Source organism: Klebsiella planticola (assembly GCF_000783935.2).
GTDB lineage: Bacteria > Pseudomonadota > Gammaproteobacteria > Enterobacterales > Enterobacteriaceae > Klebsiella > Klebsiella planticola.
This window is the reverse complement of record NZ_CP026047.1, coordinates 1,538,737-1,555,234: the sequence shown is the minus strand read 5'-3', so window position 1 is coordinate 1,555,234 and position 16,498 is coordinate 1,538,737. Positions and strand designations below refer to the sequence as shown.

The window sequence follows — 16,498 nt, the reverse complement described above, 5'->3', positions numbered from 1 at the left end:
CCGCTGATTTGTTGACTCCCTCTCCCGTCGGGAGGGGGGTAAATAACTTACCGCCAGGTCCATTCATGACTACCGATATTCGTGCGCTTTACACCCGGCTTCCGGCCACCGACCGTTTGCTTCGCGACCCCGCTTTTTCTGCTGTGCTGGCCCGCTATGGTCATGCTCAGGTGGTGACGCTGCTGCGCCAGATGCTGGAGGAGGCGCGGGAATACATTCGTCAGCAGCAGGCGCTGCCGGGCTGGTGCGATGACTGGCCGCAGGAAACCGGGCGACGGCTGGCGCAAACATTGCAAAGCGCGCTGCGCCCGGTGTTCAATCTCACCGGCACGGTGCTGCATACCAACCTGGGGCGCGCAATCCAGGCAGAAACGGCGGTTGATGCCGTCGCCCAGGCGATGCGTGCGCCGGTCACGCTGGAGTACAGCCTGGATGATGCCGGACGCGGCCACCGCGATCGGGCGCTGGCGGAACTGCTGTGCCGCATCACCGGTGCAGAAGATGCCTGTATCGTCAACAATAACGCCGCGGCGGTGCTGCTGATGCTGGCGGCCACCGCCGGCGGTAAAGAGGTGGTGCTCTCGCGCGGCGAGCTGGTGGAGATCGGCGGAGCATTCCGTATTCCCGATGTGATGCGCCAGGCGGGTTGTATCCTGCATGAAGTTGGTACCACCAACCGCACCCATGCGAAAGATTATCGCCAGGCCGTGAATGACAATACCGGGCTATTGATGAAGGTCCATACCAGCAATTACAGCATCGAGGGCTTCACGGCGGCCGTCGATGAAGCCGAGCTGGCGATGATTGGCCGCGAAACGGGTATTCCGGTGGTGGCGGATTTGGGCAGCGGGTCGCTGGTTGATTTGAGCCAGTATGGCCTGCCGAAAGAGCCGATGCCGCAGGAGATGATCGCGGCGGGCGTCAGTCTGGTGAGCTTCTCCGGCGATAAGCTGCTGGGCGGCCCGCAGGCGGGGATTATCGTTGGTGAGAAGGCGATGATTGCCCGTCTGCAGCAGCACCCGCTTAAGCGCGCGCTGCGGGCGGATAAAATGACCCTTGCCGCGCTGGAAGCCACTCTGCGGCTCTATCTGCATCCGGAAACGCTGGCCGATCGGCTGCCCACGCTACGCCTGCTGACCCGCACGGCGGAGGCGATTCAGGCACAGGCGCTGCGCCTGCAGCCATTGCTGGCCGCGCATTACGCGCAGTTTGAGGTGCGGGTGGAGCCCTGTCAGTCGCAAATTGGCAGCGGTTCGCTACCGGTGGACCGTCTGCCTGGGGCGGCGCTGACCTTTACGCCGCGCGATGGTCGAGGCAGTCAGCTGGAGGCGCTGGCGGCCTGTTGGCGTGGGCTGACGATCCCGGTGATCGGACGGATTTACGATGGGCGTCTGTGGCTGGACTTGCGCTGTCTTGAAGATGAACCCCGGTTTATGGAGATGTTATTACAATGATTATTGCCACTGCCGGACATGTTGACCACGGCAAAACGACGCTGCTGCAGGCGATCACCGGCGTTAATGCCGACCGTCTGCCGGAAGAGAAATCACGCGGGATGACGATCGATCTGGGGTACGCCTACTGGCCACAGCCCGACGGTCGCGTGCTGGGGTTTATCGATGTGCCTGGCCACGAAAAGTTTTTGTCTAACATGCTGGCGGGGGTGGGCGGTATTGACCACGCGCTGCTGGTGGTGGCCTGCGATGATGGCGTGATGGCGCAGACCCGCGAGCATCTGGCCATCCTGCAGCTGACGGGAAAGCCGTCGCTGACGGTGGCGTTGACTAAGGCCGATCGCGTTGATGGGGCGCGCGTGAGCGAGGTGCGTGCCGAGGTGGCCGCGGTGCTGGCCGAATTTGGCTTTACCCACGCCACGCTGTTTGCCACGGCGGCGACGGAAAACCGGGGGGTCGACGAGCTACGCGCGCATCTGCGCCAGCTGCCTGAACGCACCCACCCACAGCATCAGCGTTTTCGCCTGGCTATCGATCGCGCCTTCACCGTAAAAGGAGCGGGCCTGGTGGTGACCGGCACCGCGCTCAGCGGCGAGGTCAACGTCGGCGATACGCTATGGCTGACCGGGGTGGATAAGCCGATACGCGTGCGCGGGCTGCATGCGCAAAACCAGCCGGTCGACCGGGCGCGGGCCGGTCAGCGAATTGCGCTGAACATTGTCGGCGATGCGCAGAAAGAGGCGCTCAATCGCGGCGACTGGCTGCTGTCCGTTCAGCCTCCCGAAGCGTCCGGGCGGGTGATTGTTGAATTACAGTGCCATACGCCGTTGACGCAATGGCAGTCTTTGCATATCCATCATGCCGCCAGCCATATTACCGGACGCGTCTCGCTGCTGGAGGGGAATCTTGCCGAACTGGTACTCGATACTCCGCTGTGGCTGGCAGATAACGACCGCCTGGTGCTGCGCGATATCTCCGCCCGCGTTACCCTGGCGGGTGCCCGCGTGGTGACGCTAAATCCGCCGCGGCGCGGCAAACGGAAAGCGGAATATCTGCAGTGGCTCCATGCGCTAGCGGCGGCTGCGGATGATGCCCAGGCGCTGGAGACGCACCTGCAGCGCGACGCGGTACGTCTGGATGAATTTGCCTGGGCCCGTCAGCTGAACGAAAATGGCCTGGCGGCGCTGACCCGCAACGCCGGCTATCTGCAGGCCGGTTATAACCTGCTCAGCCCTGCGCTGGCGGCGCGCTGGCAGACAAAACTCCTTGATGCGCTGGCGCGCTATCACGATCAGCATCGCGACGAGCCTGGACCGGGCCGCGAACGTCTGCGGCGTATTGCGCTGCCGATGGAGGACGAAGCGCTGGTACTGCTGCTGATTGAGCAGATGCGCGCCAGTGGGACTATCGACAGCCATCACGGATGGTTGCATCTGCCGGAACACAAAGCGGGCTTTACCGAGGAGCAGCAGGCCATCTGGCTACGGGTTGCCGACCTGTTTGCCGATGAGCCATGGTGGGTGCGCGACCTGGCGAAAGAGGCGGGCGTTGAAGAGGCGCTGATGCGCGCGGTGCTGCGTCAGGCGGCGCAGCAGGGCATGATTACCGCGATCGTCAAAGATCGTTATTATCGCAACGATCGGATCGTGGCCTTTGCCAGAATGATCCGCGAGTTGGATCAGCTACGCGGTTCAACCTGTGCGGCAGATTTCCGCGATACGCTGAACGTCGGGCGTAAACTGGCGATTCAAATTCTTGAATATTTCGACCGGATTGGCTTTACCCGCCGTCGTGGTAATGACCATATTCTGCGCGATAAAGCCTTGTTTCTTTAAGTCTCTTCAGGTGACCGGGCCAGCCTGCGCTGCCCGGTCAGCGTAGCGCCGGCGCGGATGTTTAGGTTGAACTCCCTCGGGGCGCGGCACTACCTCCCGCGTTTATTCGTCCGTTTCTTTCACCCAGATGCGCATTTCTCCTTCGCCGCGATTCGCCCAGCTAAACCACGGAACAAAGGTTAAGGTCTGCGGCTGGCGCGTGGCCGGCGTGTGGTCATAACTCCACAGCGCCTGGCTTTGCGCATTCTCCGCCGTTTGCTTATAACCCGGCGCCTGAAGAAGCACCTTATGCGCAAACATACCTTTTCCTGCAAAAGCGCTGAACCGGGCGTTACGCGGCAGCTGCAGGTTATGCAACTGTTCGCCGTTGTCCGCCTGTTCCAGACAATAGACCAATGGACCTCGCTGTACGGCGACCTGGCCGGCCTGATGGCGCACCAGCGGATTACCGTAGACGCGGCGCACCGGCATCGGTAGCGTTAGCAGCAGAGTGTCGCCTTCCTGCCAGCGATGGTGGATGTGCAGATAGCCTTTGCGGACATCCCGTGAAACCGCCACGCCGTTCAGCGTCACCTGCGGGTTATCGCACCAGTCTGGCAGGCGCAGCGCGAGGGTATGCTTGACCGGCATGGAGGAGTCAATGGTGATTTTTACCTGCTCCTGCCACGGATAGTTGCCGCTGATGCACAGCCGCAATGTCTTATCGCCCACCGGGATCTCTGCATGGTTGCCGATATACAGATTGATATAGAGCGCCTCTGCATGCGGCGTGTAGATGTAGTGTCCCAGCGACGTGAGTACGCGGGCGATATTCGGCGGGCAGCAGGCGCAGCCGAACCAGCGCTGACGAACGGGCTTCACGTGGTCGTAAATATGGTTAAATTTCAATGATTTTGGGTGGACCTCCAGCGGATTGACGTAGAAAAAGTGCTTACCGTCCAGCGCCATTCCGCCCAGCACGGTGTTATACAGCGCGCGCTCCATTACGTCGGCATACTGACTGTCGGCTTCCATCTCCAGCATCCGGCGGGCAAACATCATCAGGCCAATGGAGGCGCAGCTTTCGGCATACACCGTATCGTTTGGCAGGTCGTAGTCGCTGCTGAAGGCCTCTCCGCTGCTCTGCGAACCGATGCCGCCGGTGATATACAGCTGGCGCCGGGCCATGTTCTGCCACAGCCGCAGGCAGTCCCGGCGCTTGCCCTCGTCCTGGCTTAAACGGGCGAGATGGGCAACGCCGGTCATCAGGTAGACAAAGCGCACCGCATGACCGATGGCGACAGGCTGTTCAGCGATCGGTTGGTGCGCCTGGCTATAGGGCTTATCCATCACCATCCATGCCGGGCCGTAGGTATTCCAGTAGGAGGTTTTGCCGCGCTTTTCATATTCGATATCGTAAAAATGCGGCTGTGTTCCGCGCTCCTCAACGAAATAGTTCGTCAACGCCAGGTAGCGAGGTTGCTGGGTGACGTCATACAGGCGCATCAATGCCAGCTCAATTTCCGGGTGCCCGGGATAGCCGTGTAGCTGATGTTCTCCGGGGCCAAACACGCTGTCGATATGGTCCGCCAGGCGACAGACCACCTCCAGCAGGCGGCGTTTGCCGGTGGCCTGGAAGAAGGCGACGCCAGCTTCAATCATGTGCCCGGCACAGTAAAGCTCGTGGCACTCGGCGAGATTCGTCCAGCGTTGCGCTGGAGCTTTGACCGTGAAGTAGGTATTCAGGTAGCCATCTTCGCACTGGGCGTCAGCCACCAGTTCAATCACTTCATCAGCGGTCTTTTCCAGCTCGCTATCTGGCTTCTGGCACAGCGACCAGGCGACGGCTTCCAGCCATTTCGCCACGTCACTGTCCTGAAAAACCATACCGTAAAATTCGCCTTGCTGACGCCCGGCGGCGATACGGAAGTTTTCTATCGCATGGCTCGGATCGGCCTCGTCGATGCGGTCGTTAAGCGCATCCCACTGGTAGGGGATCACCACATCGCGCACCAGCTGCTGGTACTGACCGAGGAATGGATCGGTGATTTTCAGTTTGTGCAGATCGACTTCCATAACAGACATGACGGACTCCTTAGGGCTGAACGTGGCGCGTGCGCAGGTCGCTGGCAATGCGCGCCATCATCGGATTATTGAGTTTGCAGGCGCGGATCGCGAAGGCGAGCAGCAGATGGAAAAGTGCGGGCAGCAGGGTTTCCATTGTGGTGATACCGGCCAGCGATGATGCCGTCTGATTATCGGCGCCCGGCTGATAGGCCACGTAAATAAACACGAGGCTGATGATGCCGGCGCTGGAAGCCCATGCCAGCTTGATGAAGAACAGGTTAAAGGCAAAGTTCATGCCGGAAGAGCGCACGCCGGTCTTCCATTCGCCGTAGTCATCGGAGAAGGCCATCAGCGAGAAGTGCAGCGGCAAAGTGAAGCCGAGAATAATACCGTTGCCGAGGATCACTCCCAGCCACAGGGTCTGGTAGGCCGGGCCGGTGGGTAAAAACCACATCACGACGGCAAGCGCCGCTAACACCAGGTTGGTGTGGTAGTAGAGGGTGACGGTATCAAAACGGCGGGATAACAGGTTGATGATGACGGCGCCGAAAATAGAGGCAAAGGTCACCATAGTGAAAAACAGGGAGGTATAGCCAGTTGAACCGCCAAGGACGTAGGTGATGAAGTACATGTAGCCGCCGCCACGGATATTAAAAACGTTGATCAGCAGGAATGACATCACCAGCATCAACAGCAGCTGGTCGTTTCTGCGCAGCCCGGCAATATGTTCGCGCAGGGTAAATTTGCCCATCACATCCAGTGAGACACGTTCGCGAACCCAGAAGAAACAGCACAGGAACATCACCACCGCAATGGCACAGAGTACGCCAACGCCATACTGATAGCCCTGAGCGGTATTTCCCTGGCCCAGCGCTTTCACCAGCCACGGTAGCCCCACGGAGACCAAAAATCCTGCCACGCCGCATAATACAAAACGCCACGCCTGGCATGAGATCACTTCACTATGACGAGTGGTCATGGTGTTGATAAGCGCGCAGTACGGCACATTGATTGCGGTATAGCTGACCGATAGCAGCAGATAGGTCCCGAATGCCCAGGCAATTTTTACTCCCATACTGGCGTCCGGTACGGTAAAGGTGAGTACGCCAACGATGCCGATAGGCACGGCTATCCACAGCTGCCAGGGACGAAAACGTCCCCAGCGACTTTGGGTGCGGTCGGCAAGAACACCCATGATCGGGTCGGAAATGGCGTCAAAAACGCGCAGCGCGAGGAACAGCGTTCCGACCAGTGCGGGCGTCAACCCAAAAACATCGGTATAGAAAAACGTGAGAAAGTTCATTATCAGGCAGGTAATGACCGTCCCGCCGGCATCGCCCAGTCCGTAACCTATTTTTTCACGGAGGGATAATTTTTCGTCCAGCGCTTTTGGCGCCGAATCGGTAGTGGAAATTAATGTCGAAGTCATGGAGAACGCCTCACGTATTCGGAGATTTTGTTTCCAGAAAATAAGCCGCCTGGTTGTGGCTCTTGTTGTGTAGTTTGCAAAGTACCTTTTTATTTTGCATTGAATTCACCACACAACAAGGGAAGGGAAAAGTACAAAAAGGTGATGATTCCGACCTGATTGAGAAAATGTGATTTCGATCCGCTCAGTTATTCTGTTTTCGTTAATAATCAATAATAAGGTGGTTATTTTCATCACGTAATAGCGAGAGTTGACATAGTTATGCTCGAATTATCCATAGCACTTCCGATCCGGGTGCAAAACGGAGGGTTATTTATTTCTCGCGGCGTGGGGAGCCACCCGTCGCGTACCCTGCATTCCTGGGAAGTTATTTTTGTTGAAAAGGGGATATTAACGATCCGTGAAGAGGATAAGGTTTTCACGGTAAATTCAGGCGAAAGTTTATTACTCTGGCCGCAACGCCATCATGTCGGTGTGGGGGAATTTCCGGCAGATTTAAAGTTCTACTGGCTGCATTTTGAATTAACTCCGATGGTGGAAAAAAAAGCGCATCAATCGGTGTTGATGTTACCGCAGCACACAACGTTAAGTGACCCACAATATATGACCGGGTTATTTCGACAATTCTTAAATGAGCAGGAAAATGTGCACCGAAGTGTAGCGCTGGAATGTATTTTGCTGCTGATTTTGCAGCAGATATCAGCCTCCGCTTTAAGCGAAAGGGCGGGGAATAACCCGGGCATTGCGCTGGCCTGGAAAGCCCGTCAGATGATCGGTACGCACTTTCATCTGCCCATTTCGGCGTCGCTGCTGGCGAAAGAGTTGCACTGCAATGTGGACTATTTAGGCCGGGTTTACCGACGGGCCTTTCGTCTGACGTTAACCGAAGCCATTCACCGCCAGCGTGTTCGGGCAGCGGAGAAGCTGCTGATCAGCGATTCGCTGTCGCTAAAAGAGGTGGCGGAGCAGTGCGGTTTTCACGATGTGGGCTATTTTCGGCAGATTTTCCGCAAGCATACCGGCATAACGCCCGCCGCATGGAAGCGGCGGTATTGTAAGGAGCATATTAATTCGGGATGAGGCTTTAGCATTGCGCGGTCTGATGCCCTGACCCCTGGCGCTCTCCTACAGGAAGATCGCCAGGGGGCCGCAGAGGACGCGCTCACTGCCCGTAATAGGCATTCGCTCCGTGCTTACGCAGGTAGTGTTTATCCAGCAATTCATCCTGCATATCCGGCAGCTGTGGGGCCAGCTGGCGCGAGAACAGGCCCATATAGGCGCACTCTTCCAGCACTACCGCATTGTGCACCGCGTCATGGGCATTTTTACCCCAGGCAAACGGGCCGTGGGAGTGCACCAGTACCGCCGGAACCTGCATCGGGTTCAGGGCGCGCTCCTCAAACGTTTTGATGATCACTTCGCCGGTTTCGTACTCGTACTCGCCGCCGATCTCTTCAGAGGTCATCAGGCGAGTGCACGGGATCGTCCCGTAGAAATAGTCCGCGTGGGTGGTGCCCCAGGCGGGCAGGTCCAGTCCGGCCTGTGACCAGATGGTGGCGTGGCGGGAGTGAGTATGCACAATGCCGCCGATCTCCGGGAAGCGACGATATAGCGCCAGGTGCGTTGGCGTATCGGAAGAGGGTTTCTTGCTGCCGTCCACCACTTTGCCGCTGGCGATATCCACCACCACCATATCTTCGGCTTTCATCACGGCGTACTCCACGCCAGAAGGCTTAATCACCATCAGTTTGCCGGTTGCATCCACCGCGCTGACGTTACCCCAGGTGAAGGTGACAAGCCCGTGAGCGGGCAGCGCCAGGTTTGCCGCCAGCACCTCGGCTTTCAGTTGCTCTAACATACGAATCCTCCTTCCTCCATACGGGCTTCAATCCAGCGACGGGCCTGAATGATTTCCAGTACCGGCTCTTTGGCTTTTTCGGTCCACATCTCAATCAGAAATGCACCGCGATAGTTCAGGTTCTGTAATGTGCTGAAGACATTGACGAAATCGACGCATCCTTCACCAAACGGCACATCACGGAACTGGCCTGGGCTGGTGTCGGTGACCGGCTGCGTGTCTTTCAGATGAATAGCGGCGATGCGGTCGATGCCCAGAGCCAGCTCTGCCGGGACGTCATTACCCCAGGCGCTGAGGTTGCCCACGTCCGGGTAGACGGTGAACCACGGCGAGGCGAGCAGTTGGTCCCATTTTTTCCACTTGGTGATGGAGTTCATAAACGCGGTGTCCATAATCTCCACCGCCAACATCACCTGAGCCCCTGCGGCCTGCTCAACGGCCCACGCCAGCCCTTCGGCGAAGCGCTGCTGAGTGCCCGCGTCATGCTCTTCGTAATAGACGTCGTAACCGGCGAGCTGGATGGTGCGGATGCCCAAATCGCGCGCCAGCTTGATGGCTTTGGTCATGATGTCTCTGGCACGCTCACGCACGGCTTCGTCGCGGCTGCCGAACGGAAAACGGCGATGCGCGGAAAGGCACATCGAGGGAATCGACACATTGGTTTCCAGCATCGCTTCCACTAACGAGGCGCGCTGGGCGGTGGTCCATTCGAGTCGCGACAGGCGCTCATCGGTTTCGTCGACGGACATTTCCACGAAGTCGAATCCGCAGCTTTTAGCCAGAACCAGACGCTCCGGCCAGGATAAGTCTTTCGATAACGCTTTTTCATAAATACCTAATGGATGGTTACGCATAATTACGCTCTCCAGATGTCGCGAATGCGGGCGTGGAACTCTTCAGCCACCTGCTGCGGATCGGCGGCGCTGGAAAGGGCGCGTCCGGCAATAAAGGACTTCACGTTAATCTCTTTGAACAGCGGCAGGTCGGCAGGGGTGATGCCCCCCGTGACGGAGAGCTCCAGGCCGATATCCGACAGCGCTTTCATGCGCGCCAGATCCACTTCGCCCCACTGCTGACCGCTCGCCTGGGCGTCGCGCCCACGGTGATAAATCGCCTGACGCACGCCGGCGCTGTACCAGTCGCGGGCATCGTCGAAGGTCCAGTTACCAAACAGCTCGATTTGGATTTCGCCTCCGCGCGCAGCAGCAACGGCGTGACCTTTCTCGATGGTGGCCAGCGGTGCGGCACAGATGATGGTCATCCAGTTGGCCCCCGCTTCCAGCGCCTGCTGGGCCAGGGTTTCCCCGGCGTCAGCGACTTTCCAGTCGGCGACGATCAGTTTTTCCGGGCATTGGGCGCGCAGGGCGCGAATGGCATTTAGCCCCTCGCTCAGGCAGAGAATGGTGCCTGCCTCTACGATATCCACGCGGTCTTTTAACAACGCAACATCGCGCTGGGCGGCGGCAAGGTCGGTGTGATCGAGCGCCAGCTGCAGTAATGGTCGGCTCATAAAGAGTGCTCCTTAATACGGGCGTGAAAGCCCTGAAGTGCTTCAATTAAAATCTGGTAACGGCGGTATTTGCGCTGGTAGGCCGCGTGGGCGTTCATGTCCGGCGTCAGGGTGCGCATTTCGTAGCTGAGGGTCTGCTGGGCGTCGGTGAAGTTTGTGTAAACGCCGGTGCCGACGAGGGCTGCAATGGCGGCACCAAAGCAGCCGGTCTCTTCCACCTGCGGCAGTTCAACGGGCAGGCCGCTGACGTCCGCCAGCATCTGCATCCATACGGGAGAGTGCGCCGGGCCGCCGGTGACGCGCAGGGAACGTACCTCGGTAAAGCGTTCGCGCATGCGGTTGAGGTGTGTCATGTGGCTAAACACTACCCCTTCATAGACCGCCTGTAACAGGTGCGCGCGGGTGTGCAGCGCCTGCATGCCATAAAAGCCGCTGGTCATATCAAGCCCGGCGTTACTGCCGTACAGGAAGGGCAGGAAGAAGACATCGCTGGTGGCTTTCGGCAGGCTGTCGACGAGCTTGTTAATTTCATCAAAGCTGATGTCGCCAAATTGTGCGGTCAGCCATTCGAGGTTGCCGGAGGAGGTGGGACTGGCTTCGTGGACGATGTACTGACCATCGTTGACGTAGCGTCCGTAGACGAAGGGGTGCGCTTCGTTATCGCGCAGCCCTTCGGCGATACCGCTGGTGACCGCCCAGGTTCCCATTACGGCGTTCAGCGTGTACTCGTCATCCAGCCCGGCGCAGAGAGCGGTAGAAACCACATCAAACAGACCGCCCACGACGGGAGTTCCCGCCGCGAGACCGGTAATGGCGGCTGCCTGAGAGGTGATTTCACCGCTGATTTGGGATGAACCGACAATGGGCGGCAGCGCAGCGTCGATTTCGCTGATGCCAAGCCACTGCGTCAGGCAGGGATCGTACTGCCCGGAGGTCATATGGTAGAGGTTGGATTCAGAGATATTGCTCTCTTCGCATCCCTTCACGCCGGTGAGACACCAGCGCAGATAATCGTGGCCCATCATCACGCAGCCAATTTGCGCGTAACGCTGCGGCTCGTGCTCTTTCACCCAGCACAGCAGTGAAGCCGGGTGCCCGGTCCATAAGGTCTGGCGCGTTAACGGATAGAGCTTTTGTGGAATGCCGTCCTGCTGCCAGCGTTTGACGATCTCCATCGCGCGGCGATCGGAAGAGAGGATCGCGGTGCCCAGCGGCTGGTCATTTTTATCCAGTAAAAACAGTCCTTTGCCCTGAGCGGAAATACCGACGCCCTTGATTTGTTCACCGCGAATGCCGGTGCGCTGCAGCAGACGGGAAATGGTTGCCGCGCAGTGCTGCCACAATGCCGCCATGTCGCGCTCCGCCCAACCGGGCTGCGGGCTGAGGGTGTGAACGGACTGGCGTTCAATATCGAATTCTTTACCCTGGCTGTTGTACAGGCCTGCTTTCAGATAAGTACCGCCACAATCGATACCCAGCCAGAAGGTCTCTTTTTCACTCATCTTTTTTTCCTGGTTTGCACCCTCTCCCGGTGGGAGAGGGTTGGGGTGAAGGCGTCAGATCGCGCGTTTCGGTGCGTTTACCGTACCGATAGACGAACTGTTGGCGTCGCACCTGGACGGCAGCAGCAGCGCCATCAGCGCGGCAATCGCCAGTGAAATCGCCAGGCAGTAAACGCCCGCATCTTTGCTGTAAAGAGTGATCAGCACGCCCACGGCATACGGGCCGCAGAAGCCGCCGAGGTTGCCGAGGGCGTTGATCACACCGCGTGCGCCGCCGGCCATTTCGGCGCTGAACAGACGCGCAGGAATGGTCCAGAACACCCCGGCAGCGGATTGCAGGAAGAAGCCACAGCCGACCAGCGCGGTGTACGACAGCCAGACGCTCTCTTTCAGCACAACGGAAAGGAACATGCAGGTGGCGAAACCAATCAGCGGTAGAGAGACGAACAGCTTGCGTTTGCCGGTGCGGTCAGACAGGGAAGAGAACAGGAACATCCCGGCAATCGCACCCACGTACGGCAGAATGGCGAGCATCCCGACCTGGCCCATACTGGTGTGGGTCAGCTCTTTCAGGATGGTCGGGAGCCACAGGGTGTAGCCGTAAATCCCGGTCTGGTAGAAGAAGTTCAGGGCAATCAGCTGCCACATAGTGCGGTCAGATAGCACGGCGCCCAGAGAGGCATTTACCGTGGTTTTACCGGCAATGGCGCGCTGTTCAGCGGCCAGGGTTTCCACCAGGTACTTTTTCTCTGCGTCGGAAATCCAGCGGGCTTCCTGCGGGCGGTCGTAAACAGTCAGCGCCCACATCACCAGCACGACGAGGGAGAGCAGGCCTTCGATGATGAACAGCCAGCGCCAGTCGAGGGCGGTGATGATCCAGCCAGAGAGTGGGGCGGTGATGATCCCGGCGATCGGCACGAACATGATGACGATGGCGTTAGCGCGACCGCGCTCGGCATCCGGGAACCAGTTACTGATCATGGTGAGTACCACAGGCAGCATGCCGCCTTCCGCCACACCCAGCAGGAAGCGCAGTGCCAGCAGCTGGTAGTGATTGGTAACAAGCCCGGTGAACACGGAAATCACCGCCCACGCGACCAGCGACCAGCCGATGAATTTTTTGCCGCTGCCGTGAACGGCGATTTTTCCGCCTGGCACCTGTAAGAATAGATAGCCGAGGAAGAAAATACCGCCCGCCAGGCCTGCCATAGTCGCGGTGATGCCTAAATCCTGATCCATCCCGCCGGGCATGGCAAAGGCAATATTCACGCGGTCCATATAAGAAATAATACACGCGATAAGAATAGGAGGAATAATTCTTAACCAGCGTTGGCGCGGAATATCCGCGGTTGTAGAGTAAGAGGAAGTGTTCATATTAATCTCTTGTTTAAATTAACTGACCTTGCGATTAAATTGACGCTTTATATTTATTGTTGGGCTATGTTTAACGCGTTAATGCCATCGCGTAATATGGCTATGCGATGATTCGCATCAGCATTCTCATCAATTTCCAGTAACTTAATACCGGCAAACTGTAAATTTGCTGAATCAGCCACATTAAATAATTCTTTTGCGTGAGCCGCCGTTAACAGGCTTTGCGGGCAGAACGGTGCGAACGGTGCGTGCAGGTCAGTCCATTCGCCGTACGGCCCTTCGGTCGCGGTGCCAGAGAACATCAGCGCCCCCAGTTTGCCTGCGGCATGTACCGCCTGAGCGTGCGTCAGCGGCAGGGCGGCGTTACGCCCTTCAATCGCCGAACGCGCCCAGTTGATACAGATATCAATGCTGTAACCTGCCAGGATCTCCAGCACGTTTTCCAGCGGCAGAAAGCCTTTGCGTGGCGCGGGCTGGTTCATGGCATCACAATGTTCCAGTACGAGTGAGCATGACCAGTCCCAACCCGCAATCTCTTTGATTGAGCGCGCGAAGGCATCGGCTGCCTGCTCTACGTTCGCATTGCCCGCAAGCGGTGCCGCCTGCAGTTCAAGGGAGATGACCTTGCCGGCAAATCGTTTGTTTAGTGCATTGATTTTATTGCGTAAATGACGATGAAATTCGACGCACGCCAGGCGCTGTTCTTCATCGCTGGAGGCCAGGCCGAAAGCCGTGTTGCCGCCGCCACGGCGACGCATGGTTTCCGGGATGGCAGTCACCACCATCTTCCACTCCTGCGGCGTATGCTGGAGCAACCACTCATCGCCATAGGGGTGAAAGTTTTCATGGCATGGCTGCTCCAGGCCACGGATGTGGGGCGTGTCCGCGAGTAAGCGCCAGAATTCCGTCTCTTCCTGTTCGCTCTTTTGGTGAAATGAAGGCGCGCAAGGGTATGCGCCGATGATATAACCGGCGTCATTTCTTTCCATTTTTCACTCCTTTTATTTATCGGTGTTCGACAAATAAATTACGGATTAATCTAAAGCGGAAATAGCAACTTTAACCACTATTTTCCTGATTGCCGTTTCCCGGTGTTTATTACAGGCGGGGCGGTGAACGTCCTGCGGGAAAAATATGGCGTAGTTCCCCGGCCTCATTTCTATTAACGATTCGTTTTCGCTGTCGTGATAGAAAATAATATCCCGCTGCTCAAGTAATTCTTCACTTACTGCATTATTGCCGGTATCGATAGCGACACCGATCTGCTCTTCACCGGAATATAAAAACTGGATATCCAGGTAGCGGCGGTGCACTTCCGGGCGCAGCTCATCGTGCGGACGGGTGGTCAGGTCGAGGATCTGCGCGAAGATCGTGCGCCCCTCAATTTCGACCACCCCGGTCTCCAGCTTGCTGAAGTCCGTGGTGCGCAAAAATTCCAGTGCTTTTTCAATCGCTGCCGGATACCGGCAGGCGTTGGGTTGAGAAATATGTCCATAAATCATGATGATATTCCTTACAGCGCTTTGATTTTTGCCCACACGCTGTCATCAACGGTGATTCCGTTGCGGCGGTTCTCTTCCAGCAGACGGGAAAACTCATGACCGGGCAGACGGACCGGCACGTTTTCGTCGGCACGTTCGGCGCTGGTGATGTAATCCATGATGCGTTGCAGCTTGGCGTCGCGGGTGGCACCGTCGATCAGCTTGTCCACTTCGATAGCAATAAAGACTTGCGAAATGTTGAACTCGTCGCTGTTGTCTTCAGTTACCGCAGCAACGGAAGAGCCATCGGAGAGCAGGGTGGCGATCATATCCAGCACAATGGAGAGGCCCGAACCTTTCCAGTAGCCCATCGGCAGAATACGGCGGTTTTTCTCGATGGGGGCCGGGTCTTTGGTCAGGTTGCCTTCGTCATCGAAGCCGCCGTCAACCGGCAGCTGGCGGCCTGCCAGACGGTTCACTTCCAGCATGCCGTAGGAGAACATCGACATGGACATGTCCACCATGGTGATCGGCGTAGACGGAATGGCGACGATCAGCGGATTAGTCCCGATGCGGCACTCTTTGGCGCCCCATGGCGGCATCACGGCAATGGAGTTGGTCCAGCAGATGCCGATGTAGCCTTTTTCCGCAGCCTGCCAGCCGTAGCTGCCGCCGCGCATCCAGTGGTTGGCGTTTCGCACAGCAACCAGGCCAATACCGTGGTCAGAAGCCAGTTCAATTGCCCGGTCCATCATTTTTTTGGCGGTCAGGTTGCCGATAGAGCGCCGGGCATCCCACTGTTCAATCGCCCCCAGCGAAGCGGTGCGTTTTGGCAGGGCCTCCGGGATGATATCGCCGTTTTCCAACTGCTGAATAAAGCGCGGGAAACGGTTTACGCCGTGTGAATAGACCCCTGACTCGGTGGTGCGGGCGAACATTTCCGCGCAGGCATCGGCGGTTTCAGCCGCCACGCCGCGTGCCAGCAGGACACGGTTAAACTCATTTTTAAGGTCAGAAAAACTCAATAACATACGCTTTCTCCATTACATCTTTTTGTTTCACATAGTGGAATGTTATTCCACTAAATAGTATTGGGTTGCAAAAACGCGCCGGCAGGACCGGTGCGTTTCGGTGTTACTCCGGTTTATCCCTGAAGGCGGGATGGGGCGAGGCTCACCCGGTACAGCGATGTCGTCGCCGTAATAAAAAGCGTATTCCCGTCGGGGCCGCCAAAGGTGCAGTTAGAGACGCGCTCGGGGACCGCAATGGTTTCCAGTAATTCGCCTGCGGCGGAGAAAATCAAAATCCCTGTCTCGCAGCTGCAGTAAATATTCCCGTCCTGGTCGACGCAGAATCCGTCCGGAACACCCGGTTTGACCTGGGTTACGACGTGGGAAAATAACGCGTTATCGCCTTCAAGACGGTAAGCGCGAATTTCCCGGCGGCCCTGGCTCGGGAAATCAATAACTGACATATCTGCCACGTATAGCCAGTTATCATCCGGCGAAAAGGCCAGCCCGTTGGGGCGCTGGGTATCGCTGATGGCAATAGCGACCTGGTTACGCGCTTCATCAAATCGGTAGACGTAGCAGCCAATTACCTGGCTTGCGGCGCGATAGCCCTCTTCGTCACCGACGATGCCGTAGGGCGGATCGGTAAACCAAATCGACCCGTCCTGGCGCACCGCGATATCGTTCGGGGAGTTAAAACGCAGCCCGTCGACTTTATCCACCAGCAGGGTGTGATTGCCCGCGGCGTCGGTACGGCTGATACCGCGCCGACCGTGCTCGCAGGTCAACAAACGCCCTTGCTTGTCCAGCGCGTTGCCGTTGGCGTAGTGGGATTCGGCACGAAACACGCTGACTCCATTTTGCGCATCCCAACGGAACATCCTGTTGCCCTTCACATCGCTGAAAATCAGACACTGCTGGTCTGCCAGCCACACCGGGCCTTCCGCCCAGATCGCCGGTGAGCACAGGCGTTCAAAACTTCCCGTAACGGCTAACATC

14 protein-coding genes are annotated in these 16,498 nt (G+C 57.7%); 3 read left to right on the top strand and 11 right to left on the bottom strand.

All coding sequences use genetic code 11. From position 1 onward, the window contains the following. Positions 1-65 precede the first annotated feature (65 nt). On the top strand, positions 66-1,454 hold the full coding sequence (selA, locus tag MC50_RS07520) for an L-seryl-tRNA(Sec) selenium transferase (RefSeq protein ID WP_047663589.1): 1,389 nt from the start codon (positions 66-68) through the stop codon (positions 1,452-1,454). Then, positions 1,451-3,289, top strand: coding sequence for a selenocysteine-specific translation elongation factor (gene selB / locus MC50_RS07515; RefSeq protein WP_047663588.1), 1,839 nt, complete (start codon positions 1,451-1,453; stop codon positions 3,287-3,289). Before selA ends, selB begins: the two co-directional genes overlap by 4 nt. 102 nt (positions 3,290-3,391) lie before the next feature. Here selB and MC50_RS07510 read toward each other — a convergent pair whose 3' ends face one another. Then, entirely contained in the window at positions 3,392-5,353 is a 1,962-nt protein-coding gene (locus MC50_RS07510) for a glycoside hydrolase family 127 protein (protein WP_032698565.1), read from the bottom strand. 10 nt (positions 5,354-5,363) lie between these two features. Then, positions 5,364-6,764, bottom strand: a complete 1,401-nt coding sequence (locus tag MC50_RS07505; protein WP_047663587.1) for an MFS transporter — start codon at positions 6,762-6,764, stop codon at positions 5,364-5,366. Positions 6,765-7,025: 261 nt separating this feature from the next. Between MC50_RS07505 and MC50_RS07500 the strand changes: the two genes are divergently transcribed. Further along, positions 7,026-7,844: an AraC family transcriptional regulator gene (locus tag MC50_RS07500; protein ID WP_047663586.1), complete on the top strand. Its 819-nt coding sequence runs from the start codon at positions 7,026-7,028 to the stop codon at positions 7,842-7,844. A gap of 82 nt (positions 7,845-7,926) precedes the next feature. Here MC50_RS07500 and araD read toward each other — a convergent pair whose 3' ends face one another. The 9 genes from araD to MC50_RS07455 all read right to left on the bottom strand — a co-directional run bounded on the left by araD (position 7,927) and on the right by MC50_RS07455 (position 16,497). Further along, the gene (gene araD / locus MC50_RS07495) at positions 7,927-8,622 is read right to left on the bottom strand and encodes an L-ribulose-5-phosphate 4-epimerase (protein WP_047663585.1); all 696 of its coding nucleotides are present in this window, start codon (positions 8,620-8,622) and stop codon (positions 7,927-7,929) included. Further along, entirely contained in the window at positions 8,616-9,476 is an 861-nt protein-coding gene (locus tag MC50_RS07490; protein ID WP_047663584.1) for an L-ribulose-5-phosphate 3-epimerase, read from the bottom strand. The genes araD and MC50_RS07490 overlap by 7 nt, the downstream gene beginning before the upstream one ends. Before the next feature lie 2 nt (positions 9,477-9,478). After that, positions 9,479-10,132, bottom strand: a complete 654-nt coding sequence (gene ulaD, locus MC50_RS07485; RefSeq protein WP_047663583.1) for a 3-keto-L-gulonate-6-phosphate decarboxylase UlaD — start codon at positions 10,130-10,132, stop codon at positions 9,479-9,481. Continuing rightward, complete coding sequence (locus tag MC50_RS07480; protein ID WP_047663582.1) at positions 10,129-11,634, bottom strand: FGGY-family carbohydrate kinase; 1,506 nt, start codon at positions 11,632-11,634, stop codon at positions 10,129-10,131. The genes ulaD and MC50_RS07480 overlap by 4 nt, the downstream gene beginning before the upstream one ends. Positions 11,635-11,688: 54 nt before the next feature. Continuing rightward, positions 11,689-13,008 carry an MFS transporter gene (locus MC50_RS07475; RefSeq protein ID WP_047663581.1) on the bottom strand — a complete coding sequence of 440 codons (1,320 nt, stop codon included), beginning with the start codon at positions 13,006-13,008 and terminating at the stop codon, positions 11,689-11,691. Positions 13,009-13,061: 53 nt separating this feature from the next. Further along, on the bottom strand, positions 13,062-13,997 hold the full coding sequence (locus MC50_RS07470; RefSeq protein WP_047663580.1) for a DUF4862 family protein: 936 nt from the start codon (positions 13,995-13,997) through the stop codon (positions 13,062-13,064). Positions 13,998-14,042: 45 nt separating this feature from the next. Further along, complete coding sequence (locus tag MC50_RS07465; protein WP_041143179.1) at positions 14,043-14,510, bottom strand: YhcH/YjgK/YiaL family protein; 468 nt, start codon at positions 14,508-14,510, stop codon at positions 14,043-14,045. 11 nt (positions 14,511-14,521) lie between these two features. Next, positions 14,522-15,520 carry a 3-dehydro-L-gulonate 2-dehydrogenase gene (gene yiaK, locus MC50_RS07460; protein WP_047663579.1) on the bottom strand — a complete coding sequence of 333 codons (999 nt, stop codon included), beginning with the start codon at positions 15,518-15,520 and terminating at the stop codon, positions 14,522-14,524. 113 nt (positions 15,521-15,633) lie between these two features. After that, positions 15,634-16,497, bottom strand: a complete 864-nt coding sequence (locus MC50_RS07455; RefSeq protein WP_047663578.1) for an SMP-30/gluconolactonase/LRE family protein — start codon at positions 16,495-16,497, stop codon at positions 15,634-15,636. Position 16,498: the final 1 nt, after the last annotated feature.